At 73.6% G+C, this 25,325-nt stretch carries 23 protein-coding genes and 2 pseudogenes; 13 read left to right on the top strand and 12 right to left on the bottom strand.

What is annotated here, in order from left to right; all coding sequences use genetic code 11:
- Positions 1-3: 3 nt before the first annotated feature.
- From ABZX22_RS08920 to ABZX22_RS08895, 6 genes are all read left to right on the top strand, one after another.
- Positions 4-552 carry a DUF3090 domain-containing protein gene (locus ABZX22_RS08920; RefSeq protein ID WP_354907034.1) on the top strand — a complete coding sequence of 183 codons (549 nt, stop codon included), beginning with the start codon at positions 4-6 and terminating at the stop codon, positions 550-552.
- A complete protein-coding gene (locus ABZX22_RS08915) occupies positions 549-1,301 on the top strand; it encodes an SCO1664 family protein (protein WP_354907033.1) in 753 nt (250 codons plus the stop codon). Before ABZX22_RS08920 ends, ABZX22_RS08915 begins: the two co-directional genes overlap by 4 nt.
- 13 nt (positions 1,302-1,314) lie before the next feature.
- Entirely contained in the window at positions 1,315-1,974 is a 660-nt protein-coding gene (locus ABZX22_RS08910) for an NRDE family protein (protein ID WP_354907032.1), read from the top strand.
- A 9-nt stretch (positions 1,975-1,983) separates the two neighbouring features.
- Positions 1,984-3,216 carry a cysteine--1-D-myo-inosityl 2-amino-2-deoxy-alpha-D-glucopyranoside ligase gene (mshC, locus tag ABZX22_RS08905; RefSeq protein WP_354907031.1) on the top strand — a complete coding sequence of 411 codons (1,233 nt, stop codon included), beginning with the start codon at positions 1,984-1,986 and terminating at the stop codon, positions 3,214-3,216.
- Positions 3,217-3,281: 65 nt separating this feature from the next.
- Complete coding sequence (locus ABZX22_RS08900; RefSeq protein ID WP_354907030.1) at positions 3,282-3,698, top strand: CBS domain-containing protein; 417 nt, start codon at positions 3,282-3,284, stop codon at positions 3,696-3,698.
- Positions 3,699-3,703: 5 nt separating this feature from the next.
- Positions 3,704-5,200, top strand: a complete 1,497-nt coding sequence (locus ABZX22_RS08895; protein WP_354907029.1) for an FAD-dependent oxidoreductase — start codon at positions 3,704-3,706, stop codon at positions 5,198-5,200.
- On the opposite strand, the gene ABZX22_RS08890 is transcribed toward ABZX22_RS08895, so the two are convergent.
- The 9 genes and pseudogenes from ABZX22_RS08890 to ABZX22_RS08850 all read right to left on the bottom strand — a co-directional run bounded on the left by ABZX22_RS08890 (position 5,129) and on the right by ABZX22_RS08850 (position 14,398).
- Positions 5,129-6,115, bottom strand: a complete 987-nt coding sequence (locus ABZX22_RS08890) for a UDP-glucuronic acid decarboxylase family protein (protein WP_354907028.1) — start codon at positions 6,113-6,115, stop codon at positions 5,129-5,131. The genes ABZX22_RS08895 and ABZX22_RS08890 overlap by 72 nt on opposite strands.
- Complete coding sequence (locus ABZX22_RS08885) at positions 6,112-6,969, bottom strand: glycosyltransferase family 9 protein (protein WP_354907027.1); 858 nt, start codon at positions 6,967-6,969, stop codon at positions 6,112-6,114. Before ABZX22_RS08885 ends, ABZX22_RS08890 begins: the two co-directional genes overlap by 4 nt.
- On the bottom strand, positions 6,960-7,637 hold the full coding sequence (locus ABZX22_RS08880) for an SDR family oxidoreductase (protein ID WP_354907026.1): 678 nt from the start codon (positions 7,635-7,637) through the stop codon (positions 6,960-6,962). The genes ABZX22_RS08885 and ABZX22_RS08880 overlap by 10 nt, the downstream gene beginning before the upstream one ends.
- 67 nt (positions 7,638-7,704) lie before the next feature.
- Positions 7,705-9,048 carry a PfkB family carbohydrate kinase gene (locus ABZX22_RS08875; protein WP_354907025.1) on the bottom strand — a complete coding sequence of 448 codons (1,344 nt, stop codon included), beginning with the start codon at positions 9,046-9,048 and terminating at the stop codon, positions 7,705-7,707.
- Positions 9,045-9,596, bottom strand: a complete 552-nt coding sequence (locus tag ABZX22_RS08870; protein ID WP_354907024.1) for an SIS domain-containing protein — start codon at positions 9,594-9,596, stop codon at positions 9,045-9,047. Before ABZX22_RS08870 ends, ABZX22_RS08875 begins: the two co-directional genes overlap by 4 nt.
- Positions 9,581-10,768: a glycosyltransferase gene (locus tag ABZX22_RS08865; protein WP_354907023.1), complete on the bottom strand. Its 1,188-nt coding sequence runs from the start codon at positions 10,766-10,768 to the stop codon at positions 9,581-9,583. Before ABZX22_RS08865 ends, ABZX22_RS08870 begins: the two co-directional genes overlap by 16 nt.
- Positions 10,765-11,757 carry a glycosyltransferase family 9 protein gene (locus ABZX22_RS08860; protein ID WP_354907022.1) on the bottom strand — a complete coding sequence of 331 codons (993 nt, stop codon included), beginning with the start codon at positions 11,755-11,757 and terminating at the stop codon, positions 10,765-10,767. Before ABZX22_RS08860 ends, ABZX22_RS08865 begins: the two co-directional genes overlap by 4 nt.
- A gap of 38 nt (positions 11,758-11,795) precedes the next feature.
- Positions 11,796-12,743, bottom strand: a pseudogene (locus ABZX22_RS08855) (glycosyltransferase); the annotation flags it as partial.
- 35 nt (positions 12,744-12,778) lie between these two features.
- Positions 12,779-14,398 (bottom strand): carbamoyltransferase C-terminal domain-containing protein, encoded by a 1,620-nt coding sequence (locus tag ABZX22_RS08850; RefSeq protein WP_354907021.1) that lies wholly within the window; start codon positions 14,396-14,398, stop codon positions 12,779-12,781.
- Positions 14,399-14,459: 61 nt separating this feature from the next.
- Here ABZX22_RS08850 and ABZX22_RS08845 point away from each other — a divergent pair, with 61 nt between their 5' ends.
- From ABZX22_RS08845 to ABZX22_RS08835, 3 genes are read left to right on the top strand one after another with little or no spacing between them, the layout of a single operon-like run.
- On the top strand, positions 14,460-14,984 hold the full coding sequence (locus tag ABZX22_RS08845; protein WP_354907020.1) for an HAD family hydrolase: 525 nt from the start codon (positions 14,460-14,462) through the stop codon (positions 14,982-14,984).
- The gene (locus tag ABZX22_RS08840; RefSeq protein ID WP_354907019.1) at positions 14,981-15,889 is read left to right on the top strand and encodes a glycosyltransferase; all 909 of its coding nucleotides are present in this window, start codon (positions 14,981-14,983) and stop codon (positions 15,887-15,889) included. The genes ABZX22_RS08845 and ABZX22_RS08840 overlap by 4 nt, the downstream gene beginning before the upstream one ends.
- Positions 15,890-15,936: 47 nt before the next feature.
- Positions 15,937-16,197: a WhiB family transcriptional regulator gene (locus ABZX22_RS08835; RefSeq protein WP_354907018.1), complete on the top strand. Its 261-nt coding sequence runs from the start codon at positions 15,937-15,939 to the stop codon at positions 16,195-16,197.
- Here ABZX22_RS08835 and ABZX22_RS08830 read toward each other — a convergent pair.
- From ABZX22_RS08830 to ABZX22_RS08820, 3 genes and pseudogenes are all read right to left on the bottom strand, one after another.
- Positions 16,163-16,621, bottom strand: a complete 459-nt coding sequence (locus ABZX22_RS08830) for a pyridoxamine 5'-phosphate oxidase family protein (protein WP_354907017.1) — start codon at positions 16,619-16,621, stop codon at positions 16,163-16,165. The genes ABZX22_RS08835 and ABZX22_RS08830 overlap by 35 nt on opposite strands.
- Positions 16,622-16,981: 360 nt before the next feature.
- A pseudogene (locus ABZX22_RS08825) lies at positions 16,982-17,194 on the bottom strand (ATP-binding cassette domain-containing protein); the annotation flags it as partial.
- Between the two features lie 137 nt (positions 17,195-17,331).
- Positions 17,332-17,811 (bottom strand): peptide deformylase, encoded by a 480-nt coding sequence (locus ABZX22_RS08820; RefSeq protein WP_354907016.1) that lies wholly within the window; start codon positions 17,809-17,811, stop codon positions 17,332-17,334.
- Between the two features lie 258 nt (positions 17,812-18,069).
- On the opposite strand from ABZX22_RS08820, the gene ABZX22_RS08815 reads away from it, so the two are divergent.
- The 4 genes from ABZX22_RS08815 (at position 18,070) to nirB (ending at position 25,304) form a co-directional block, all read left to right on the top strand.
- Positions 18,070-19,380 (top strand): MFS transporter, encoded by a 1,311-nt coding sequence (locus tag ABZX22_RS08815; protein ID WP_354907015.1) that lies wholly within the window; start codon positions 18,070-18,072, stop codon positions 19,378-19,380.
- A gap of 139 nt (positions 19,381-19,519) precedes the next feature.
- Positions 19,520-21,475 carry a molybdopterin-dependent oxidoreductase gene (locus ABZX22_RS08810; RefSeq protein WP_354907174.1) on the top strand — a complete coding sequence of 652 codons (1,956 nt, stop codon included), beginning with the start codon at positions 19,520-19,522 and terminating at the stop codon, positions 21,473-21,475.
- Positions 21,472-22,872 carry an FAD-dependent oxidoreductase gene (locus ABZX22_RS08805; protein ID WP_354907014.1) on the top strand — a complete coding sequence of 467 codons (1,401 nt, stop codon included), beginning with the start codon at positions 21,472-21,474 and terminating at the stop codon, positions 22,870-22,872. Before ABZX22_RS08810 ends, ABZX22_RS08805 begins: the two co-directional genes overlap by 4 nt.
- Positions 22,869-25,304, top strand: coding sequence for a nitrite reductase large subunit NirB (gene nirB, locus ABZX22_RS08800; RefSeq protein ID WP_354907013.1), 2,436 nt, complete (start codon positions 22,869-22,871; stop codon positions 25,302-25,304). The genes ABZX22_RS08805 and nirB overlap by 4 nt, the downstream gene beginning before the upstream one ends.
- Positions 25,305-25,325 lie beyond the last annotated feature (21 nt).

The following is a 25,325-nucleotide window of genomic DNA, read 5'->3' as shown; positions in this document are numbered from 1 at the left end:
GCTATGCCGGTCTTCGACTACGACCCACCAGAGAGGTTCGTGGCGGGTGCCCTGGGGCAGCCGGGGGCACGGATCTTCTTCCTGCAGGCGCGAGCCGAGGGCAGACTGACCACGGTCGCTCTCGAGAAGCTGCAGGTCGCCGCCCTCGCGGGCAAGCTCGAGGAACTGCTCGACGAGGTGCTCAGGCGCACCGGCGGCAGCGCGCAGGTGCCGGCCGTCGCCCCCACCGACCTCATCGACAACGCCCCGCTCGACCAGCCGATCACCGAGGACTTCAGGGTCGGCACCATGGCGCTGGCCTGGGACCCCGACCGCGACCAGGTCATCGTCGAGGCCCAGGAGATCACCGACGAAGAGGACCTGGAAGCGCCGGAGCCCTCCATGCTGAGGGTCCACATCAGCGCGGGCGCCGCCAGGGCCTTCTCCCAGCGCGCGCTGAAGATCGTGGCGCAGGGCCGCCCGCCCTGCCCGCTGTGTGGTCAGCCACTCGACGCCGAAGGCCACATCTGCGTGCGCCTCAACGGCTACCGCGGAGGTGAGGTCACTACGTGAGCGTGCCCGAGCGCGAGCTTGAAGACCTTCGCTACGACGAAGACGCTGCCCTCAGGCTACTCAGAGACGGTCGGCTGGAAGTGGCGGGCCGCCTGGTCGAGGCCACGAACATGACCCTCTACTGCGGCATCACGCTCGACGGCCGCTCGGCGGCCTGCGTCTACAAGCCGGTGCGCGGCGAGCGCCCGCTGTGGGACTTCCCCGACGGCACGCTCGCCGCCCGTGAGGTGGCCGCCTACGAGGTGTCCAGAGCCACGGGCTGGCGCATCGTGCCGCCCACGGTCTACCGCGAAGGGCCCTTCGGCCCCGGCATGTGCCAGCTGTGGATCGACACCGACGAGAACATCGACCTGATGAGCCTGATCCGCAGCCGTCACCCCGCGCTGCGGAAGATGGCCGTCTTCGACGCCGTCGTCAACAACGCCGACCGCAAGGGCGGCCACCTGCTGCCGCTGCCCGACGGCGAGACCATCTACGGCGTCGACCACGGCGTCTGCTTCTCCGCCGAGGACAAGCTCCGCACCGTGCTGTGGCAGTGGCGGGGCAAGACGCTGCCGCGCGAGGCCGTCGGCGTGCTGGCCAGGCTCGAACGCGAGCTGGAGTCGGGGCCGCTCGGCCGCCGCCTGCGCGAGCTGCTCACCCTCGCGGAGGTGGAGGCCACCTGGATGCGGGTCAGGCGGCTGCTCGACACCGGCGTGCACCCCTACCCCTCGGAGGACTGGCCCGCGATTCCCTGGCCGCCCATCTAGGTAGTCTGTGCCCGTGTGTACGGTCATCGTGCGGACGGGTGAGCCGCTGAGCCTGCTGGGTGTGCGCGACGAGTTCGCCGATCGGCCGTGGGAGGGTCCCGGCGAGTACTGGCCCGAGTATCCAGGCGTCGTCGGCGGGCGCGACCTCAAGGCGGGCGGCACGTGGCTGGCCGCCCTGCCCGCCCGCGCCCGCGTCGCCGCGGTGCTCAACGGGTACGGCCTGCCGGCCGACGAGCGCACCAAGATCTCCCGGGGCGAGCTGCCGCTGCGCGCCGTGGTCGCCGGCGGGATGCCCGAGGCCGAGCTGCCCCGCTACGACCCCTTCCACCTGGTGGTCGCCGACCGCTCCCGCGCCCGCGTGTGGTCGTGGGACGGCGAGCGGCTGAGGACCGCCGACCTGCCCGAGGGCACCAGCGTCATCGTCAACAGCGGCCGCGCCGACGACCCCAAGGCGGTCGAGCTGCTGCCGCTGTTCGCCGCCGCGGCCGACTGGCACGACCTGGTGGGGGCGGCCACCGTACGGCACGAGCTGCCCGACGGCCGCGTCCACGCCTCGCTGTCGGCCACGCTGATCACCATCGGCGCGCGGCTGGAGTACGACTTCTCCGATCTCAGCAGCTGGAATGCGGTGCCGCTGCCCCGCGTTGATCGTGGTGTTTCCCGAGACGGATAAGGTCAAAGCATGCGATCATGGTCTGCCCCTGACGTTCCCAGCCTGCCCGGCGGAGCCGTACCCCTGAGGCTTTATGACACCGCGGCACGCCAGGTGCGGCTCACCGAGCCGGGGGCGACCGCCAGGATGTACGTGTGCGGGATCACCCCCTACGACGCCACCCACCTCGGCCACGCCAACACCTACCTCGCCTTCGACCTGGTGAGCAGGGTGTGGCGGGACGGCGGCCACGAGGTCCACTTCACCCAGAACGCCACCGACGTCGACGACCCGCTGCTGGAGCGGGCCGAGCAGACCGGGCAGGACTGGCGCGAGCTGGCCGAGCGCGAGATCGAGCTGTTCAGGACGGACATGCGGGCGCTGCGCATCCTGCCGCCGCGCGAGTACGTCGGCGTGACCGAGGTGGTCGACCAGGTCGCTGAGCTGATCGCGCAGCTGGCCGCCAAGGGCGTCACCTACACCCTCGACGGCGACGTCTACTTCAGCGTCGCCGACGCGCCCAAGTTCGGCGAGGTGTCGGGCTACAGCCGCGAACAGATGCTGGCGCTGTTCGGCGAGCGCGGCGGCGACCCCGGCCGTCAGGGCAAGCGCGACCCGCTCGACTGGCTGCTGTGGCGGGCCGAGCGGCCCGGCGAGCCGTCGTGGCCCTCGCCGCTCGGGCCCGGACGTCCCGGCTGGCACGTGGAGTGTACGGCGATCGCCCTGGCCAACCTCGGCGCCGGCTTCGACGTCGCGGGCGGCGGCTCCGACCTGATCTTCCCCCACCACGAGTGCGGCGCCTCCGAGGGCTACGCGGCCAGCGGCGAGTGGCCGTTCGCCAAGTTCTACACGCACGCCGGCATGGTCGCCCTCGACGGGGAGAAGATGTCGAAGTCGCGCGGCAACCTGGTCTTCGTCTCCAAGCTGCGCACCGAGCACGACCCGATGGCCGTCAGGCTCGTGCTGCTGGCCCACCACTACCGCGCCGACTGGGAGTACACCGGCGACCAGATCGAGGCGGCCGAGGCCAGGCTGCAGCGGTGGCGTGCGGCCGTGGCGCTGCCCGCCGCGCCGCCCGCCGGCGAGCTGCTGGCCACGGTGCGCGAGCGGATGGCCGACGACCTCGACGCGCCGGGCGCGCTGGCCGCCGTCGACGCGTGGGCCGCCGCGGCGCTGGCCGGAGACGGCCAGGACGCCGCCGCGCCCGGCCTGGTACGCGACCTGGCCGACGCGCTGCTCGGCGTCGACCTCCGGAGCGCGTAACCGATCCGTCCCCGTTTCGGCGGCGATTCCGCGGGCAGCGGGCGCATGACGAAGGGAGACAGATCATGCCGAGCGCACGGGAGATCATGACCCCGGACCCGGAGTGCGTGAACGCCGACGAGTCGATCCAGGAAGCCGCGGAGAAGATGGCCAGGCTCGACGTCGGATCGCTGCCCATCTGCGGCACCGACGACCGGCTCAAGGGCATGCTCACCGACCGCGACATCGTGGTGAAGGTGCTGGCCAAGGGCAAGGACCCGAAGTCCTGCCTGGCCGGTGAGCTTGCCCAGGGCGAGGCCGTCACCATCGGCGCCGACCATGACGCCAGGGAGATCCTGCGCACGATGGCCACGCACAAGGTCCGCCGCCTGCCGGTCATCGACGGTCACCGGCTGGTCGGCATCGTCGCGCTGGCCGAAGTGGCGAAGGCGCTGCCGGACGCCAAGGTGGGCGACCTGCTCGACGCGCTCACCAGCGACTGAGCGCGATGGAGCAGGCCCCAGGGCCGTCCATGGCCTCCTACTGGATGGACAGCGCGGCCCAGCCCGACCGGCCGCCGCTGACCGGCGACGTCCGCGCGGACGTCGCCGTGCTCGGCGGCGGCATCGCCGGGCTGAGCATCGCGTGGGAGCTGACCAGGGCCGGCCGCTCGGTGGTGGTGCTGGAGGCCGGCCGGATCGCCTCCGGCGTCACCGGCCACACCACCGCCAAGCTGTCGGCCCTGCACACGCTCGTCTACTCGTCCCTGAACGCCGAGGACGGCAGGCTGTACGCCCGCTCGCAGACGGAGGCCGTCGAGCACGTGGCCCGCACGTGCGCGGAGCTCGACCTCGACTGCGAGCTGGAACGGGCCGCCGCCTACACCTACACCGACACCACCGAGGGACTGCGCCGGATCAGGGACGAGGCGGAGGCGGCCAGGCAGGCGGGCCTGCCCGCCGAGTACGTCACCGAGACGGCGCTGCCGTACCCGGTCGTGGGCGCGGTCAGGGTGCGCGCACAGGCGCAGTTCCACCCCCGCAAGTACCTGCTCGGGCTGGCCGCGGCGATGGAGGCGCGCGGCGCGCGCATCTACGAGCGGACCCGCGCCGTCCGGCTGGCCGACGGCAAGGTGAGCACCGCCGACGGCCGCGTCGTGACGGCCACCGACGTCGTGGTCGCCACCCACTACCCGATCTTCGACCGGGCGCTGCTGTTCGCCCGCATGGTCCCGCGCAGGGAACTGGTCGTGGCCGTGCCGATCGCCGAGGACGACGACCCGCACGGCATGTACATCACCCCCGAGCACGGCATCCGGTCGGTCAGGACGGCGCCCCGCGACGGCGGCAGGCTGCTGCTGGTGACCGGCGAGCAGTACCAGCCGGGCGAAGGCGGGGTCGGCGCCCGGCTGGACCGACTGGCCGCCTGGGCGCGGGAGAGGTTCGGCGCGGCGCCCGTCTACCGGTGGGCCGCCCAGGACAACCACACCACCGACGGCCTGCCGTTCGTCGGCCCGCTGCACGCGGGCGCCCGCCACGCCTACGTGGCCACCGGCTTCGGCGGCTGGGGCATGAGCAACGGCGTCATGGCCGGGCTGCTCCTCGCCGCGCTCATCGCCGGCGAGGAGCGGCCGTGGGCGGGCCTGTACGACCCGCGCAGGATCCACCCGCTGCGCGAGGCGGGCGCGCTGCTGAAGGCGCAGGCCTCGGTGGCCGCCCACTTCGTCGGCGACCGGTTCGGCGCCGGCGGCGAGGAGGACCTGGCCCGCCTGCTGCCCGGCCAGGCCGCGGTGGTGAAGGTCGGCGGGGAGCGGTGCGCCGCCTACCGCGATGCCGACGGGCGGGTCCACGCCGTGTCGGCCGTGTGCACCCACCTGGGCTGCGTCGTCGGCTTCAACGACGCCGAGCGGACCTGGGAGTGCCCCTGCCACGGGTCACGCTTCGCGCTGGACGGCACGATCCTCCAGGGACCCGCCACCGAGCCGCTCAAGCGAATCGAGCTGTGAGAACCACGCCACCGTACGGCGCAGTCCCTCCTCGGCTCCGACGCGTGGCCGCCAGCCCAGCTTCGCGGCTGCCAGACCGGTGTCGGGCCTGCGGACCTTCGGGTCGTCGACGGGCCGGTCGATGAAGCGGATCGGCGAGGACGAGCCCGCCAGGTCGCGGATCAGCTCGGCGAGCCGGATCATGGTCAGCTCGTCGGGGTTGCCGATGTTCACCGGGCCGGCGAAGTCGGTGTCCGCCATGCGCAGGACGCCGTCCACGGTGTCGTCGACGTAGCAGATGGAACGGGTCTGGCTGCCGTCGCCCGTCACCGTGATCGGCTCGCCCACCAGCGCCTGCCTGACGAACGTGGGGATGGCCCTGCCGTCGAAGGGCCGCATGCGGGGGCCGTAGGTGTTGAAGATCCGCACGATGCCGGTGTCGGTGCCGTGCGAGTTGCGGTAGGCCGTGGTCAGCGACTCGGCGAAACGCTTGGCCTCGTCGTAGACGCTGCGCGGCCCCACGGGATTGACGTTGCCCCAGTACGTCTCCCGCTGCGGGTGCTCGAGCGGGTCGCCGTACACCTCGCTGGTCGAGGCCAGCACGAACCGCGCGCCCTTCTCCTTGGCCAGGCCGAGGGCGTGCAGCGTGCCCAGGCTGCCGACCTTGAGCGTCTCGATCGGGTGCCGCAGGTAGTCGGTGGGCGAGGCCGCGGACGCGAAGTGCAGCACGAGGTCCACCTCGCCCGGCACGTGCACGAACCCGGTCAGGTCGCACTCGATGATGTGCAGCCCCGGGCGGCCCAGCAGGTGCTCCAGATTGCGGGGGGAGCCGGTGAGGAAGCTGTCCATGCAGATGACCTCCGCCTCCCGCTCCAGCAGCTTCTCGCACAGGTAGGAGCCGAGGAACCCGGCGCCTCCCGTCACCACAGCTCTCATCGCGACATCGCCTCGATCACTTCGTCGACGTGGATGGCCAGCAGGCCAGGATCGGGGGAGGCGCCGTGCGGGTCGCCGGTCGTGCCCTTCCACAGCACGGTGTGCGGCCCGTCGGCGGGCGGCCCCCACACGGCCGGCGAGACGGGACCGAACAGCAGCACCGACGGGGTGCGGTAGGCGGTGGCCAGATGGGCGACCCCCGTGTCGCCGCACACGACCATCCGGGCGTCGCGGACCAGCGCGGCCAGCTCGCGCACCCCGGTGCGCCCGGCGAGCACCCTGGCCCCCGAGTCGCCGGCCACCCGCTCGGCCAGCCGGCGCTCGGCCGCGCTTCCCGTGACGGCCACCTGCTCGCCCCGGGCGCGCAGCGCGGCGACCACCGCCGCGAACCGGTCCGCCGGCCACCTCCTGGACGGGGCGGCCGCCCCTGGATGGACGACCACGGGCCCGCCGCGGTCGCCGCGCCCGAGGTACAGATCGCCCGGGTCGGCCCGCACGCCGTACCACTCCAGCAGCTCGCACCAGCGGCGCACCTCGTGCACGCCCTCGCGCCAGGCCGGACCGCCGTCGCCGTGGGCCAGCAGCCGCCGCGGCCCGGTGGCGCGCAGCGCGCGCGTGCTCTGCGGCCCCCTGCCGTGCAGGTTGACCGCGATCTCAGGCTTCTCGTACGGGACGGGCCCCGGCCCCCGCACCTCGATCACCTCGTCCACCGGCAGCAGCGGCCGCAACGCCGAGGGCCCCGCCAGCACGAGACGGTGGCGGGGGAAGGCACGGCGCAACGCCCGCAGCGCCGGCACGGCCGTCAGCAGGTCTCCGAGCCCCAGCCCCCGCAGCACCAGGACCTCTAGGGCCACGAGGTCTCCGTGGACGGGCAGACCACCAGCTCCCGCACCTCGCAGCCGGGCGGCTGCGACAGCGCGAACACCACCGTCTGCGCCACGTCCTCGGCCCGGTTGAGCCTGGCGTCCGGGCCCGGCTTGTACTGCTCGGGCCGGTCGTCGAAGAAGTGCGTCGACATCCCGCCCGGCACCAGCATCGTCACCCCCACCTGCCCCGCCAGCTCGGCGGCCAGCGCCCTGGTGAAGCCGACGACGCCGAACTTGGACGCGCAGTAGGCGGTCGCGTCGCTGAGCGCGCGCAGCCCCAGCGTCGAGGCACAGGTCACCACCCGGCCCGAGGACCGCCGCAGGTACGGCAGCGCCGCCCGCACGACCGTGGCCGTGCCCAGCAGGTTGACCCTGATCACGCGCTCCCAGTCGGCGGCGGGCACGTCCTCCAGCCGGCCGCAGGCGTCGATCCCGGCCGCGGTGACCACCCCGTCGAGCCCGCCCGCGCGCTCGGCCAGCTCGGCCACCGCCCGCTCGGCCTGTTCCCGGTCGGACACGTCGGCCGGCGCCTGGTCGAAGCCGTTCCCGGCGCGGACGTCGATCACCAGCGGCCTGCCTCCCGCCTTCGCGACCGCCTCGGCGACCGCCAGGCCGAGTCCGGAGGCCCCTCCGGTGATCAGGATGTTTCCCAGCATCGATTCCTCCTCGTGCTGCCGCGTGGCGACTCGTGCTTCCTGTGGCTCATGCCTGCCGCGTGGCGGCTCATGCCTCCTGCATGGCGGCGATGAGCCCGGTCGTGGACCGGCCCGGAACGCTGGCCAGCACCACGGTCTCGGCGCCGACACGGCGCAGCGCCGCCGCCTCGGGCAGCCGGCGCCCGGAGTAGTCGCCGCCCTTCACCCACACGTGCGGCCGCAGCCGTTCGATGGCCGCGCTCGGGGTGTCCTCGTCGAACACCATGACGGCGTCCACGCAGCCCAGCGCCCTCAGCACCTCCACGCGGTCGCGCTGCCCGACCACGGGCCTGCCGGGCCCCTTGAGCCGCTTGGCCGAGGCGTCGGAGTTGACGCACACGATCAGCGCGTCACCGAGCGCCCTGGCCCGGCGCAGGAGGCTCACGTGCCCCGCGTGCAGCAGGTCGAAACACCCGCCGGTGGCGATCAGCCGTCCGCCGCTCGCCCTGACCAGCTCGGCGACCTCCAGCGGCGTGCGCGGCCGGTCGCCCATCTCGTGGTGCTGCAGCCGGACGGCCGCCGCGCCGCCGCCCTCGACGAACCTGGAGGCCTCGCCGACGCCGACGGCGACCGCGTCCTCCACCGGCAGCCTGTCGCGCAGGGCCAGCGCCGCCGCGCCCGCGAACCTGTCGCCCGCGCCGCACACGTCGTGGCCCTGGGTGAACGTCGGCGGCGGGATCCTGCGGTGGTGCCCGCCCGCGTGGGCCAGCGCCGCGCCGTGCGGGCCCAGCGTCACCGCGACGGCCTGCGCGTGCAGGGCCTTGGTCAGGTGGCGGGCCGCCTGGTCCGGGCCGGCGTACGGCAGCGGGCACAGCTGCCTGGCCTCCGCCTCGCTCGGCGTGATGAGCGTGCACCCCGGCACAGGCGGCGTGCCCTTGGGGTGCGGGTCCCACACGATCGGCACGGCGACCTCGCCCAGCAGACCGGCCAGCGTGGCGGCCACGCCCCTGCCGTAGTCGGAGACGAGCACGGCGCCGGCGGCCAGCACCGCCGCCCGGACGGCCGCGGTCACGGGCCCGGCCGCGCGCCCGTCGCCGGTGTCGATCCGGGCCAGCGTCTGCCCGCGGGCCCTGAGCCTGGTCTTGCACACGGTGGAGCCGTGCAGGGGCAGCCTGACCACCTCGAGATGGCCGTTGAGCAGCGAGCGCAGCGTACGGCCCTGCTGGTCGTCGGCCAGCGCGGTGACCAGCACCACCTGCGCGCCGTCGCGGGCCGCCAGCAGCGCCGCCAGTCCCGCCCCTCCCGGACGCCGGTGTTCCTCCTCGACGTCGACGACCGGCACGGGCGCGTCGGGTGCGAGGCGCTCGGCCGTCCCCTCGATGTCGACGTCCAGCAGCGTGTCGCCGATGACGACGAGCGGTCCTGTCTTCACGCGCACGCCTCCTCGATCGAGTCGCACAGCAGGTGGATCATCGCCAGGTGCACCTCCTGGACGGTCGCCGTGTCGGACTCGGGCACGGCGACGACCTCGTCGCTCAGCTCGGCCAGCGGGTTGGGCGCCCTGCCGGTCATGGACCAGGTGGTGAGGCCGCACTCGCGCGCGGCCCGCGCCGCGGCCAGCACGTTGCCGCTGGCGCCGCTGGTCGACAGGCAGATGAGCACGTCGCCCTGGCGGCCGTGCGCGCGGACCTGGCGGGCGTAGACCGCGTCGGCGCCGAAGTCGTTGGCGATGGCGGTCACCGACGAGGTGTCGGCGTGCAGCGCGATCGCGGCGAACGGCCGCCGCTCCCCCCTGTACCTGCCCACCAGCTCGGCCGTCAGGTGCTGGGCCTCGGCGGCCGAGCCGCCGTTGCCGCACACCAGCAGCCTGCCGCCGCAGCCGAGGATGTCGGCGAGCTTGTGCCCCCACGCCTCGACCGTCGGCGCCAGGTCGGCGCTCATCGACAGCGCGTCGCGCAGCCTGGTCAGGTGCCTGTGCATATCATCCCCCTCACCCTGTCCCCCAGCACGCTGAGGTAGACCGCCTCCGTCTGCTCGGCCACGTGCGGCCAGCCGTAGCGCTCCCTGGCCCTGCGCGCGCCCGCCGCGCCGATCTGGGCCGCCCGGTCCGGATGGTCGAGCACGTCGCGCAGGGCGCGGGCCAGCGCCTGCGGGCGGCGCGGCGGAACCAGCACGCCGCAGCCCGCGACGGTGTCGAGGTGGCCGCCGACCGCGGAGGCGATCACCGGCACGCCGCAGGCCATCGCCTCGAGCGGCACCATGCCGAACGGCTCGTACCAGGGCACCGTCACCACGACGTCGGCCGAGCGCATCAGCGCGGGCACCTCGTCGCGGGGGACGCTGCCGATCACCCGCACCCGGCCGGCCAGGCCGTAGGCGGTCGCCAGCTCCGACAGCCTGACCGCCTCGGGGTCGTCGGCCGAGCCGCCGGCGATCACCAGCTCCGCGTCGGGCACCTCGCGCAGCGCCCGCAGCAGCGTGTCGACGCCCTTGCGCGGCACCAGCCTGCCGATGCTCAGCACCCGCCTGGCCGTGCCCCTGTCGGCCGGCGGCCCGTCGGGGGTGAAGTGGTGAAGGTCGACGCCGCAGGGCACGACCGTCACCCGGTGGTCGGGCACGCCCATGGCGCGCAACTCGGTCACCTCGTCGGCGCAGGTCGCCAGGACGGCCGCCGCCCGCTGCCCGATCTGCGTCTCCACGGCGATCCGGCCGGGCGGGCTGGTGTCGGCCCTGCCCTGCCAGCGCCGCTTCACCGTGCCCAGCGCGTGGAAGGTCTGCACCACCGGCCGCCCCCGCGCGGCCAGCAGCGCGGCCCTGCCGCTCATCCAGAAGTGCGCGTGCGCCACGTCCGGCGGCCGTGCCGCCCACCGGCGCGCCAGCTCCCTGGCGAAGGCCGGCATGTACGGCGGCAGCTCGTCCTTCGGCACCGGCACGGCGGGCCCCGCGGCGATGTACTCCACCCGCACCCCCGCGGTCATCGGCACGCTCCGCGGCTGGTCCGGCGAGCTTCGCCTGGTGTGCACCACGACCTCGTGACCGCGTTCCGCCAGCGCGGCGGCCAGCGCGGCCACGTGGACGTTCTGGCCGCCCGCATCGACCCCGCCGATCGCCGCCAGCGGATCGGCGTGCTCGGAGATGAGATCGACTCTCATGGGACCAGCCCCCTCACTGCTTTGACGACCTGTTCCGCCGTCACTCCCGACAGGCATGGATGCCCGATGACCGGGCACACGCGTGCCCTCGTGTCCCTGCAGGCGGCCCGCTGGTCGCCGAGCAGCACGCACGGCACGCCGTACGGCGCCCAGCGCCCGGCCGGCACCACCGGCGCGAAGAGGCTGACCACGGGGGTGCCGACGGCCGCGGCCAGGTGGGCGGGCCCGGTGTTGCCCGCCACGAGCGCGCACGCGTCGGCGAGCACCCCGGCCAGCTCGGGCAGGCTCGTCATGCCGCCCAGGTCGACGCCGTGCCGCCCGGCCACCCGCGCCGTCAGCTCACGCTCGCCCCTGCCGCCGGTGACCACCACCGTGAAGCCCTCGCAGGACAGCGCCTCGACCGCCTCCGCGTGCCGCTCGGGCGGCCACGCGCGGGCCGGCGCCGTCGTGCCCGGATGGACGACGACGTAGCCGGGCGGGCCGACGATGCTCGGCGGCGGCGCCTTGACGGCCAGCCCGGCGCCGTCACCGGGCCCGAAGCCCGCCGCCGTCGCGACGGCCAGCATCCGCTCGGCCTCCGGCAGGTGCCTGGTCTCGTCGACCTGGACCCTGACGTCCAGCAGCGACCCCGGATAGTCGTTGCTGATCGCGGCGATCCGCCGGACGCCCCTCAGCCGCAGCAGCAGGGCGAGAGGCAGGGCCGACTGGTGGAAGGAGGTGAGGATCAGCGCCTGGTCGGCGTCGGGCAGCAGCTCCATGAGACGGGCCACGTGCCGCCGGGTGACGGGCGGCGGATCGGCGTCGATCCACGGGGTCCGCCACTCGATCACCCGGTCGACGCCCGGCAGGAGCTCGGCCGCCGCCCGGCCCAGCGGCCCCGCCAGGAGCACCACCTGCCCGGCATGGGCGGCGACCGCGCGGATGGCCGGACCGGCGAGGAGAACGTCTCCCGCGCTGTCCGGCCTGGCCACCAGGACGGTGCCGGTCACCGGCGCACCCTCAGCTCGCCGCGCAGCCGGTGCAGGCAGGCGGCGGGCGGGATGGCGATGCTCGTCACCGCCATCCTGGCCACCTCGACGGGCGTGCGCGGCCCCGGCGCGATGCGTTCCCAGGCGAACCTCGCGGTGAGCGCCGCCCACCCGGCCGCGGCGGCCAGCCCGGCGGCCGGCACGGCGGCCGGCACGGCGGCCAGCCCGGCGCGCCTGCCGCCGGCGAGCGGGACAGCCGGCGCGCCCCGACCCGGCGCGCCCCGACCGAGTGCGCCAAGACCGAGCGCGCCCCGACCGAGCGCACCCAGGCCCATTGCGCCCAGGCCCATTGCGCCCAGGCCCAGCGCGCTCAACCCCAGCGCGCTCAACCCCAGCGCGCTCAACCCCAGCGCGGTCGTGGCCGCGTGGCGCGGCAGCAGCCCCCGCGCCCCGATCCGCGCCCGCCAGCCTGGCCCGTGGATCCGGCGCATCAGCGCGTCGTCGGCGTTGCCCCGCTGGAAGCGCACGCTGGCCCAGAACCCGTCGTCCCGCACCGGATGGCGCGTCAGCCGCTCGCCCCTCACCAGCCGGAAGCCCGCCTCGCGCACGCGCAGCGCGAGATCGGCGTCCTCCCGGTAGGCCCGGGGGAAGCGCTCGTCGAAACCGCCCACCAGCTCCAGCACGTCGCGCCGGTAGGCCATGTCGGCGGTGATCCAGTCGGCGCCGGCCAGGCCCGCGGTGTTGCGCTCGGCGTCGGTGGGCCGGCGGCCGGCCGGCAGCGGCACCTCGATCCTGCCCTGGCTGCCGCCCACGTCCTCCGGCAGGTCCGCGAGATCCTCGGTGAGCGCCTTCAGCCATCCTTCGCCGGGCACCACGTCGTCGTCGAGGAATACCACCCACGGCGTGCGCGCCTGCCGCCATCCCCTGTTGCGCGCGGCCGCGGGCCCCCGCCGCTCGGTGTCCTCCACCACGATCACCGGCACCCCGTCCGGGATGGCGTCCGCCAGGGAGGGCCGCCCGACCGTGGGGATCACCACGGTGATCACACCGGCCTCCGCACCAGGAACGGCCCCAACACGAGCACGTCGACCGGCGAGGAGCCGAAGCACTCCAGCGCGTCCCTCGGCGAGTCGACCATGGGCCTGCCTGCCGTGTTGAGGCTGGTGTTGACCACCACGGGCAGCCCCGACAGCCGCTCGAACCGTTCGAGCACCTCGGCCATCAGCGGGTCGTGCTCCCTCGAGACTGTCTGGATGCGCGCCGTCCCGTCCACGTGCACCACGGCGGGGATCCGCTCCCGCCACTCGGGCCGCACGTCGTGGACGAACAGCATGTACGGCGAGGGCACCGGTCCCCGGCCGAAGATGTCGCGCGCCCGCGACTCCAGCACCATCGGCGCGATCGGGCGGAACTGCTCGCGCCCCTTGACGTCGTTGAGCCGCTCGGTGTTGCGGGCGTGCCCGGGATGGGCCAGCAGGGAGCGGCGGCCGAGCGCGCGCGGGCCGTACTCGCTGCGGCCCTGGAACCAGGCCACGATCCGGTCGTCGGCCAGCGCCGCGGCCACCTCGCCGGCCAGATCCTCAGGCCGCGTGTACGGCACGCGCGCCACCCGCAGCCACGCCGCCAGGTCTCCCTCGCTCCAGCCGCGCCCGAGGTCGGCGCCCCGCATGGGCGCGGCGGGCTCGCCGTGCTCTTGGGCCAGGTGCAGGGCCCCGCCCAGCGCGGTGCCCGAGTCGCCGGCGGCCGGCTGCACCCAGATCTCCTCGAACGGCCCCTCGGCCAGCAGCCTGGTGTTGGCCACGCAGTTGAGCGCCACCCCGCCGGCCATCGCCAGGCATCGCGCCCCCGTCCTGCCGTGCAGCCAGAACGACAGCTCCAGCAGCACCTCCTCCAGCCGCGCCTGGACGCTGGCGGCCAGGTCGGCGTGGTCGGCGGTCCAGCTCTCGCCCGGTCCGAGACGCTTGGCGAAGCCGCCCCAGTCGATCGGCTCGACGCGGAAACCGCCGTCGCCGGTGGCCGTGACGAGTTCGCGCAGCGCGTCCAGGTGGCGGGGCGTGCCGTAGGAGGCCAGCGCCATCACCTTGTACTCGTCGCTCGAGCGCAGGAAGCCGAGGTGCTCGGTCACCTCCTCGTACATCAGGCCGAGCGAGTGCGGCAGCTCCTGCGTGGCCAGCGTCGTCAGCCGGCCGTTCCGGTAGTGCCCGGCCAGGTGGGAGACGGCCTCCCCGCGGCCGTCGCACACCAGGACCGCGCACTCCTCGTACGGCGCGGCCAGCCCCGCCGACGCCGCGTGCGCGACGTGGTGCGGCACGAAGCGCACCTGGGCGGGGTCGAGCCCGGGCAGGGCCGTGGCCAGGAAGCTCGGCGCCCTGGTCGCGTAGATGGTGCGCAGTTCCTCCCACGGAGCCCCCATCTCCGGCCGGACCAGCGCGGGGTCGTAGGAGTAGGCCACCGCGTCGAGATCCTCCGGCCGCAGCCCCGCCTCGGCCAGGCACCAGGCGGCGGCCTGCTCGGGCAGTTCCCACGCCGCGAACGGCACGGGCCGCTTGCCGTGCTTGCGGCGGCTGAACCGTTCCTCCTCCGCGGCCGCGACCACGGTGCCGTCGACCACGAGGGCGGCGGCCGGGTCGTGGAAGACCGCGTTTATCCCCAGGAACCTCATGGAGAACCGCTACCGAGAGAAGCGCTTGTTAAACACAAGGTAGGCGGGGTAGCGACCGGTCATGTTCACGCGACGCCCAGCGGCGGCCGTGCTTTTCGACCGCGATGACACTCTGATAAAAGATGTCCCTTACAACAATGATCCGCGGCTCGTGGAGCCCATGCCCGGTGCTGTTGAGGCGCTGCGGGCGCTGAGGGCCGCTGGGATTCCCGTGGCGGTCGTGACGAACCAGTCAGGTGTGGCCAGAGGGTTCATCTCGCCCGACGAGCTCCATCAGGTCAACGAGCGGGTCGAGGAACTGCTCGGGCCGTTCGACGCCTGGGCCATCTGCGTCCACGGCGAGGACGCCGGCTGCGCCTGCCGCAAGCCGAACCCTGGCCTGGTGCTGAAGGCGGCGGGCACGCTCGGCGTCGACCCGGCCGACTGCGTGGTCATCGGCGACATCGGCAGGGACATGGAGGCGGCCAGGGCCGCCGGCGCCCGCGCCATCATGGTGCCGACGCCGAGGACCCGGCCGAGCGAGATCGCCGCCGCCCCCGAGGTCGCCCGCGACCTGCGCGAAGCGGTGGAACGGGTGCGCGCATGAACATCCTGCTCTGGCACGTCCACGGCTCGTGGACCACCTCCTTCGTGCAGGGCCGCCACACCTACCTCGTCCCGCTCACGCCGGGACGCGACGCCGACGGGCGGGGCAGGGCGCAGACCTTCGACTGGCCGGCCTCGGTGCGCGAGGTGCCCTGGGACAGGCTCGCCGCCGAGCACGTCGATCTCGTCGTCTACCAGCGCCCGCACGAGATCGAGCTGGCCAGGGACTGGCTCGGCAGGACGGTGCCCGGCGTCTACGTCGAGCACAACACGCCCAAGGGCGAGGTGCCGGCCACCCGCCACCCGCTGGCCGGGCAGTCGGCCGTCCCGCTGGTGCACGTCACCCACTTCAACGCCCTCTACTGGGACAACGGCATCGCGCCCGTGCACGTCATCGAGCACGGCGTCGTCGACCCCGGCCACCTCTACACCGGCGAGCTGCCGCGCGCCGCCGTGGTCGTCAACGAGCCGGTCCGGCGCGCGCGGGTGGCCGGCACCGACCTGCTGCCGGCCTTCGACGTGCCGCTCGACCTCTTCGGGATGAAGGCCGCCGAGCTGCCCTACCCGGCCTATGACCTGCCCCAGGCCGAGCTCCACCAGGCCCTCGCGCTGCGCCGCGCCTACCTGCACCCCTACCGCTGGACCTCGCTCGGCCTCTCGCTGATCGAGGCCATGATGATCGGCCTGCCCGTCGTCGCGCTCGCCGCCACCGAGGCGGTCGAGGCCGTCCCCCCGGAGGCGGGCGTGCTGTCCACCAGGCTCCCCGCGCTGGTCGAGGCGCTGTCGGCGTTCGTCGGCGACCCCGCCCTGGCCGCCCAGTACGGCAAGGCCGCCCGCACGGCCGCCCTCTCCCGGTACGGCCTCACCCGATTCCTTGACGATTGGAACAGTTTGTTGGGCCGGTGACCGGGTACGCGGAGTGAACACGTCGATACCGATATGTCTGGAATTCCATGTTCATCCTCGACCGCTCGCGCCGGGCCGCCTGCCTGGACGAGGACCCGGAGATCTTCTTTCCCATCTCACTCGAGGGCGCCGGACACGCCCAGGCCGAACGGGCCAAGGCCATCTGCCACGGCTGCCCCGTCCGGCTGCCCTGCCTCGACTACGCGCTGGCCACCCGCCAGGCGGACGGCGTGTGGGGCGGCATGGACCCGGCCGAACGCCGGGCGCTCGCCCTCACTCTCGAACCAGCCATCGCCCGTCACGCATGAGGTCGCGCCCCTCCAGCTCGTTGACCTCACGCCACGCCTGCACCTGCCGCGGCCGGACGCGGAAGTACAGGTAGCGGCCGCGCAGGCGCCGCGGATCGAAGCCGGTCTTGACCGCGAAGGCGTCGCCGAGCTCCGGCGAGATCTCCGCCTGCTCCAGCGTCTCCACGCTTCCCTCGATGAGGACGACGTCCCTGGTGTGGCCGAGAGCGAGCCTGGCTGTGCCCGACGCCACCAGATTGCGCGCGGTCGGGTTGCCCGCGGCCGTCGACAGCAGCAGGCCGGCGCCGTCCCACAGGAACGACAGCGGCATCAGGTACGGCCCGCCCTCCTGGTCGGCGGTGGCCACCCACGCGTCCACGTCGTTTTCGAGCCGGGCGAGGGTGTCCTTCCTGCGCTGCTCGGCGGTCCGGGCTTCGGAATGCATGTCTTTCCTCACGTCGTCGTGTCGAAGGCGCGTCGCCGGCACATCGGCGTCGCTCGCCGGGTCACCGTGATGACCCGGCGAGAGAGACAGGTGTGACCGCCGGCGGCGTCGAGAACCTGGGCGGCCGGCCGGCCGACCATCGTCAGCAGAGTCTGCCGGAACCTGCCGCGCTCCCGCACCACCCGCCGCGACCCCGCCTCCCCGGCCGCCGCCTGCCACGACGTTCGCCGCCCGCTCCCGGCGGGGGAGCGCGCCCGCTCGCGGCCGGGTCCCGCGCGGTGACCGGCGCTCAGGCGAGGGTGATCAGGTCGGCGTAGCCGGGATGCGGTCGGTGACGGTGAGGCCGGGGTCGGCCGCCGCGGGATCCTGCGGCAGGTACCCGACCGGGCCGGTGCGGGTGACGACGCCGGCCGCCGGCGCGGCCTGGCCGGCGAGGATCCGCATCAGCGTGGTCTTGCCCGCGCCGTTGCGGCCGACCAGGCCGACACGGTCGCCGGGGCCGACGTGGGCGGCGATGCCGGACAGCAGCAGACGGGCGCCGACGCGCACGTCGACGTCGCGAAAGGTAATCATGAGGTGACGCTCCGGAGAAGCCGATGGACACACGGGTGGCGTGAAAGCGGGTGTCCTGGCTAAGAAATCCGGGGCGTCGACATGGCGGACAGGTTACGCGAGGCCGCCGTCCGGCCGCATCCGGTTTTCCGCCGCGCTCAGGGCGCCGCCGACTCCATGAAGCGGTCGCGCTCGTCGTCGCCCAGGCGGTCGACGAACAGCATGCCGTCGAGATGGTCGGCCTCGTGCTGCAGCACCCTGGCCAGCATGCCGATGGCCCGCACGGTGACGGGCTTGCCGTACATGTCGCGGCCCCGGGCCGTCACGCCGAAGGAACGCTCCAGCGGCCACCACAGCCCGGGCGCCGACAGGCACGCCTCGTCGGCCACGACCGTCCGCTCCGACAGCTCGAGGCGCGGGTTGACCAGGTGGCCGGCCCTGCCGTCGTAGTCGAAGACGATCACCCTCGCGCTCACCCCGATCTGCGGCGCGGCCAGGCCCGCCCTGCCGTGCCCCTGGCGCATCGTGAGGGTCAGCGCCTTCACCAGCCCCCGCAGCTCCTTGTCGAAGTCGGTCACCGGCCGCGCCACCTCGCGCAGCACGGGGTCGTCGAAAGCGCGGATGCGCTGTACGGCCACGGCAACTCCCCGAGATCGTTGTCGTCGTCCAGGAGACGATTCCCTGCGCCGCGGGCGGTGAACCGTCACATGCGGGCGCGGCGACCGCGCGCGCCGCCGCCGTCCGGCAGGACGGGTTAACGCCGTGTTGCGGCCGTGAAACACATGCATTGCTTGTTACGGCGGTGAGTCACCCGTAACCGGCGCACCGTCACAGAACGTCAAGGTGCGTAACCCACCCCTCCTACGGTCGAGATCCCCCGAACCGTAGGAGGAACGATGGCGCGTTGGATCACCGACTGGCACCCGGACGACCCCGCCTTCTGGGAGCGCGACGGCAGGCGCGTGGCCAGGCGCAACCTGGCCTTCTCCATCCTGGCCGAGCACCTCGGCTTCACCGTCTGGACGCTGTGGAGCATCGTCGCGGCCAAGATGGGCGGCTACGACTTCTCCACCGACCAGCTGTTCTGGCTGGTCGCGCTGCCCAACCTGATCGGCTCGGCGCTGCGTGTCCCTTACACCTTCGGCCCCGCCAGGTTCGGCGGGCGGACCTTCACCGTGGCGAGCGCGCTGCTCCTGCTGGTCCCCGCGATCCTGCTCGGCGTCGCCGTCAGCGACCCCGGCACGCCGTACTGGGTGTTCCTGGCGATCGCGGCGACGGCGGGTGTCGGCGGCGGCAACTTCGCCTCCAGCATGGCCAACATCACCTACTTCTTCCCCCAGCACAGGCAGGGCTCGGCGCTCGGGCTCAACGCCGCGGGCGGCAACATCGGCGTCAGCTCGGTGCAGCTGGTCATGCCGCTGGTGATCGGCGCGTTCGGGCTGGCCGCGGCGGGCTGGTTCTGGGTGCCGTTCATCGTGGTCTCGGCCGCCTGCGCCTGGTTGTTCATGGACGACCTGTCCAGCGCCAAGGCCAGGCCGCGCGAGCAGTGGGCGGTCGCCGGCAAGGCGCACACCTGGGTGATGTCGTTCCTCTACATCGGCACGTTCGGCTCGTTCATCGGCTACTCCACCGCCTTCCCCCTGCTGGCCAAGAGCCTGTTCCCCGGTTCGGCGTGGGCGCAGGTCGCCTTCGTCGGGCCGCTGCTCGGCTCGCTGATCAGGCCGGTCGGCGGCTGGCTGTCCGACCGCCTCGGCGGCGCGCGCGTCACCCTCTGGAACTTCGCCGCCATGGGCGCCGGCGTGGCCCTGGCCTGGGCGGCCGGCGGCTCGGGGAACTTCTGGCTGTTCTTCCTGGCCTTCCAGACGCTGTTCGTCACCGCCGGCATCGGCAACGGCTCCACCTACCGGATGATCCCGGCCATCTTCCAGGCCAAGGCCGCCGCCGAGCTCGGCGGCGGCGAGGCGGCCCTCCTGTACGGCAAGCGCCAGGCCTCGGCCGCGATCGGCATCATCTCGGCGATCGGGGCGTTCGGCGGGTTCCTCATCAACCGCGGTTTCGGCATGTCCTTCGCCTACACCGGCAGCCCCGCGGGGGCCTTCGCCGCCTTCGGCCTCTTCTACGCCGCCTGCTTCGCCCTCACCTGGTGGTGCTACGTGCGGACGGTCGGCGTGACCAGGATGCCGAGCCTCGCGCACGCCCGGGTCTGAGCGCCTCACTTCGGCGGTGAGCCGCTGTTAGCACACCGGTAACAGAAGGGACCCAGATGTGAAACGCCCCAAAAGCACCATCGATCGCGTGATCGCACCCACCCTCACCCACTGTCCGTACTGCGCCCTGCAGTGCGGCATGGCGCTGATCCCGGGGGAGCGCGTCACCGTCGAGGCCACCGACGCGCTGTGCCAGAAGGGCTGGACCGCGGCCGACCTGCTGTCGAGCCCCGACCGGCTGACCACACCCCTGCTGGACGGCGGTCCCGCCACCTGGGAGCAGGCGCTCGACCACGTCGCCGCCCGCCTCCAGGAGGTGCGCGCCGCGCACGGCCCCGACGCGGTGGCGGTCTTCGGCGGGGGAGGGCTCACCAACGAGAAGGCCTACCAGCTCGGCAAGTTCGCCCGGGTCGCGCTCGGCACCAGCCAGATCGACTACAACGGCCGCTTCTGCATGTCGTCGGCGGCGGCGGCCTCGATCAGGGCGTTCGGCGCCGATCGGGGGCTGCCCTTCCCCGTCACGGACCTGGCCGCCGCCGACGTGGTGCTGGTGGCGGGCGGCAACCCGGCCGAGACCATGCCGCCGCTGGTCAGGCAGCTCACCGGGCCGGCGCTGATCGTCATCGACCCCAGGCGTACGGCGACGGCCAAGCTGGCCGGGCTCCACCTGCAGCCGACGCCAGGCACCGACCTGGCGCTCGCGCTCGGCCTGCTGCACCTGGCCATCGCCGAGGACGCGATCGACACCGGTTACGTCGAGCGCCGCACGACCGGGTTCGAGGCGGTGCGCACGTCGGTGTCCCCGTGGTGGCCCGAGCGCGTCGAACGGCTCACGGGGGTGCCGGTCGCCGCCATGCGCAAGGCCGTACAGATGCTGAAAAATGCGGATAAGGCAGTGGTGTTGACGGGGCGCGGCGCCGAACAGCACGCCAAGGGCACCGACACCGTCACCGCCTTCATCAATCTGGCCCTGGCCCTCGGCCTGCCCGGTACGCCCGGATCCGGCTACGGCTGCCTGACCGGACAGGGCAACGGACAGGGCGGCAGGGAGCACGGCCAGAAGGCCGACCAGCTGCCCGGCTACCGCAGGATCGACGACCCCGCCGCCCGCGCGCACGTCGCCGCCGTCTGGGGCGTCGACCCCGCCTCGCTCCCCGGCCCGGGACGGTCGGCCTACGAGCTGCTCGACGCGCTCGGCACCGCCGGCGGGCCCAGGGCGTTGCTGCTGTTCGGCTCCAACCCGGTCGTCTCCGCCCCCGGGTCGGCGCACGTCGCCGAGCGGCTGAAGGCCCTCGACCTGCTCGTCGTCGTCGACTTCGTGCCGAGCGAGACCGCCCGCATCGCCGACGTCGTGCTGCCCAGCACCCAGTGGGCCGAGGAGGACGGCACGATGACCAACCTGGAGGGCAGGGTCCAGCGGCGCCGCCGGGCCGTCGCGCCGCCCGCGGGCGTCAAGACCGACCTGGAGATCATCCAGGAGCTCGCCCGGCGGATGGGCCACAGCTGGCCCGCCGACCCGCGCGAGGTCTTCGACGAGCTGCGCCGCGCCTCCCAGGGCGGCACCGCCGACTACGCCGGCATCACCGGCGAGCGCGACGGGGTGTTCTGGCCCTGCCCCGCACCCGACCACCCCGGCACGCCCCGCATGTTCCTCGACCGCTTCCACACCCCCGACGGGCGCGCCCGGTTCGTCCCCGTCGACCACAGGCCCGCCGCCGAGGAGACCGACGCCGACTACCCCGTCCACCTCACCACCGGACGCCTGCTGGCCCACTACCAGTCGGGCGCCCAGACCCGCAGGATCGCGCCGCTCGTCGCGGCCGCGCCGGAACCCTACGTCGAGATCCACCCCGACCTGGCCGAACACCTCGCGATCGGGGCCGGCGACCTGGTACGGGTCAGCAGCCGCCGCGGCTGCGTCGAAGCCGTGGCCAGGATCAGCGACGCGATCAGGTCCGACACGGTGTTCATGCCCTTCCACTGGGAGGGCGCCAACCGCCTGACCAACCCCGCGCTCGACCCCACGTCGAGGATGCCCGAGTTCAAGGTCTGCGCAGTGAAGCTGGACAAGCTGGAGAAGGGGAAGGCGGCATGAGACTCCTGGTCATCGGCAACGGCATGGCCGGCGCCCGCCTGCTCGGCGAGGTCCGGGCGCGCGACAAGGACATCGAGGTCACCGTCCTCGGCGCCGAGAGCCGCCAGCCCTACAACCGGGTGCTGCTGTCGAACGTCCTGGCCGGCAGTTCGGGGCCGGACCAGGTCCGGCTGCTCGACCCCACCTGGTACGGCGAGCACGACGTCGAGGCCCACCTCGGCACCCGCGCCGTGCAGATCGACAGGCAGACCAGGACGGTCACCGCCGCGGACGGGCGGCGCTTCCCCTACGACGTGCTGGTGCTGGCCACCGGCAGCCAGGCCGTCGTGCCGCCGATCCCCGGCGCCGGACGGGCCCTGCCGTTCCGCACGCTCGACGACTGCCGGGCGATCCTGGCCGACAGCCGCGGCAGCGCCAGGGCGGTCGTCATCGGCGGCGGGCTGCTCGGCATCGAGGCCGCGCGCGGCCTGGCCGGCCGCGGCCTGCCGGTCACGCTGCTGCACCTGGCCGGCCACCTGATGGAACGCCAGCTCGACGCCGAAGCCGGCCTCGTGCTCGGTGAGACCCTCGCGGGCCTCGGCGTGGACATCCGCACCGGCGTCAGCGCCGCCGAGATCCTGCCCGAGGGCGTACGGCTGGACGACGGGAGCCTCGTCGAGGGCGACCTGGTCGTGCTGGCCTGCGGCGTCCGGCCGGAGACCGAGCTGGCCGTCCAGGCCGGCCTGGAGGTACGGCGCGGCGTCGTCGTCGACGACGAGCTGCGCACCGACGACCCGGCCGTCTTCGCGATCGGGGAGTGCGCCGAGCACGACGGCGTCGTCTACGGCCTGGTGGCCCCCGCCTGGGAGCAGGCCGCCGTCGCGGCCGACGTGATCACCGGCGCCGCCAAGGACGCCCGCTACCGCGGCTCCCGCCAGGTGACCAGGCTGAAGGCCAAGAGCGTCGAACTGGCCGCGATGGGGGAGACGCACCTGACCGAGGAGCACGCCGAGGTCGTGCGCTTCAGCCACCGGGCCACAGGCACCTACCGCAAGCTCGTCATCCGCGACGGGCGCCTGGTCGGCGCGATCCTGCTGGGCGAGAGCGCGGCGGTCGGCACCCTCACCCAGCTCTACGACAGGGGAGCGCCACTGCCGGGCGACCGGGCCGGGCTGCTGTTCCCCGGCCTGGCAGGAACGGCGGTGGCCGACAGCCCCGTCAGGATGCCCGACTCGGCCAAGGTCTGCCAGTGCAACAACGTGACCAAGGGCCAGATCAGAGCGTGCTGGGAGTCCGGCGCGCGTGACGCGACAGCGGTGGCGGCCGCGACGAGGGCCACGACCGGCTGCGGCACCTGCCGCGACGCCGTCGAGGGCATCGTCGGCTGGCTGTGCGAGCAGGAAGGGGTTTCCGCGTGAACAGGGTCGTCGTGGTCGGCTACGGTCCCGCCGCGCACAGGTTCGTCGAGACGCTGCTGGCCAGGGGCTTCGACGGGCGCATCACGGTCTTCGGCGAGGAGCCCCGCCCCGCCTACGACCGGGTGGCGCTCACCTCCTACCTGACCGGCACCGGCTTCGCCGACCTCAAGCTGCCCGACCTGCCAGGCGCGCTGACCCGGCTGTCGGCGCGCGTCACCGGGATCGACCGGGCCGCCAAGGTCGTCACGACCGCCGACGGGCACGCCGAGCCGTACGACACGCTGGTGCTGGCCACGGGATCGGCGCCGTTCGTGCCGCCGGTGCCCGGCGCCTCCCGCGCCTTCGTCTACCGCACCATCGACGACCTGGAGCTGATCAGAAAGGCCGCCTCCCACGCCACCCGCGGCGTGGTCGTCGGCGGCGGGCTGCTCGGCCTGGAGGCCGCCGACGCGCTGCGCGGGCTCGGCCTCGACACCCACATCGTGGAGCTGAGCCCCTGGCTGATGCCCCGGCAGGTCGACGAGGGCGGCGGCGCGGTGCTCAAGGACCACATCTCCAGGCTCGGCCTGTCGGTGCACGCGGGCCTGTCGCCGGCCGCGATCGAGCCGGGCAGGGTCGTGCTCGGCGACGGCCGGACGATCGAGGCCGACGTGGTCGTCTTCTCCGTCGGCATCAAGCCTCGCGACGAGCTGGCCCGCGGCTGCGGCCTGGAGGTGGGCGAGCGTGGCGGCATCGTCGTCGACGCCGGCATGCGGACCGCCGACCCGTCCGTCTACGCCGTCGGCGAGTGCGCGCTGGCCGGCGGCATGGTCTACGGCCTGGTCGGACCGTGCTTCACCCAGGCCGAGGTCGCCGCCGACCGCGTGCTCGGCGGCGGCTCCACCTTCGACGGGGCCGACCTGTCGACCAGGCTGAAGCTCCTCGGCGTCGAGGTCGCCCAGTTCGGCGCGATGGAGGGGGCGCTCGACGTCACCTACATGGACCCCGTGGGCGGCGTGTACAAGAAGCTGTTCGTCTCCGACGACGCCCGGACGCTGCTCGGCGGCATCTGCGTGGGCGATGCCGCGCCGTACACGACGCTGAAGCCGTTCGTCGGCAAGCCGCTGCCCGCCGCCCCCGCCGACCTGCTGTTCACCGGGTCGGCGGTGAACCTCGACCTGCCCGACGACGCCCAGGTCTGCTCGTGCAACAACGTCACGGCCGGCGACCTGCGCGGCGCCATCGGCGACGGGGCGAGCGACGTGCCGGGCCTGAAGGCGTGCACCAGGGCGGGCACCACCTGCGGATCGTGCGTGCCGATGCTGAAGCGGCTGCTGGAGAAGTCGGGCGTCGAGCTGTCCAAGGCGCTGTGCGAGCACTTCGACCACAGCAGGGCCGAGCTGTTCGACATCGTCCGGGTGCGCGGGATCACCACCTTCTCCGAGCTGATCGGCCTGTACGGCAGGGGCCGCGGCTGCGACATCTGCAAGCCCGCCGTCGCCTCCATCCTCGCCTCCCTGCACAACGGGCACGTCCTCGACGGCGAGCGGGCGGCCCTTCAGGACACCAACGACCACTTCCTGGCCAACATCCAGAAGAACGGCACCTACTCGGTCGTGCCCCGCGTCCCCGGCGGCGAGATCACCCCGGACAAGCTCATCGTCGTCGGCGAGGTCGCCCGCGACTTCGGCCTCTACACCAAGATCACCGGTGGCCAGCGGATCGACCTGTTCGGCGCCCGCGTCGAGCAGCTGCCCCAGATCTGGAAGCGCCTGGTCGACGCCGGCTTCGAATCCGGCCACGCCTACGGCAAGGCGCTGCGCACGGTGAAGTCCTGCGTCGGCTCCACCTGGTGCAGGTACGGCGTGCAGGACTCGGTCGGCCTCGCCATCGCCCTCGAACTGCGCTACCGGGGCCTGCGCTCCCCGCACAAGCTGAAGTCCGCGGTCTCGGGCTGCGCCAGGGAGTGCGCCGAGGCCAGGTCGAAGGACTTCGGGATCATCGCCACCGAGAAGGGCTGGAACCTGTACGTCGGCGGCAACGGCGGCTTCCAGCCCCGCCACGCCGACCTGCTGGTCTCCGACGTGTCCACCGAGCAGCTGATCACGATCGTCGACCGGTTCCTGATGTTCTACATCCGCACCGCCGACCGCCTGCAGCGCACGTCCGCCTGGCTGGAGTCCCTCGAGGGCGGGCTCGACCACCTGCGGTCGGTGATCGTGGACGACGCGCTGGGCATCTGCGACGCCCTCGACGCGCAGATGGACCGGCACGTGGCCACCTACGTCGACGAATGGCGCGCCACCATCGAGGACCCCGACAAGCTCAGCAGGTTCGTCAGCTTCGTCAACGCCCCCGGCACCCCCGACCCGTCGATCGTCTTCGAGACCGAACGCGACCAGATCAAGCCCGTCCTCATCCCCGTGGACCGGCTGCCCTCCGCCGCCACCTGAGCCCCCGCCGCCCCCCGCCCG

The organism is Nonomuraea sp. NPDC003804 (genome assembly GCF_040610675.1).
GTDB lineage: Bacteria > Actinomycetota > Actinomycetes > Streptosporangiales > Streptosporangiaceae > Nonomuraea.
This window is presented reverse-complemented; position numbering and strand designations above follow the sequence as displayed.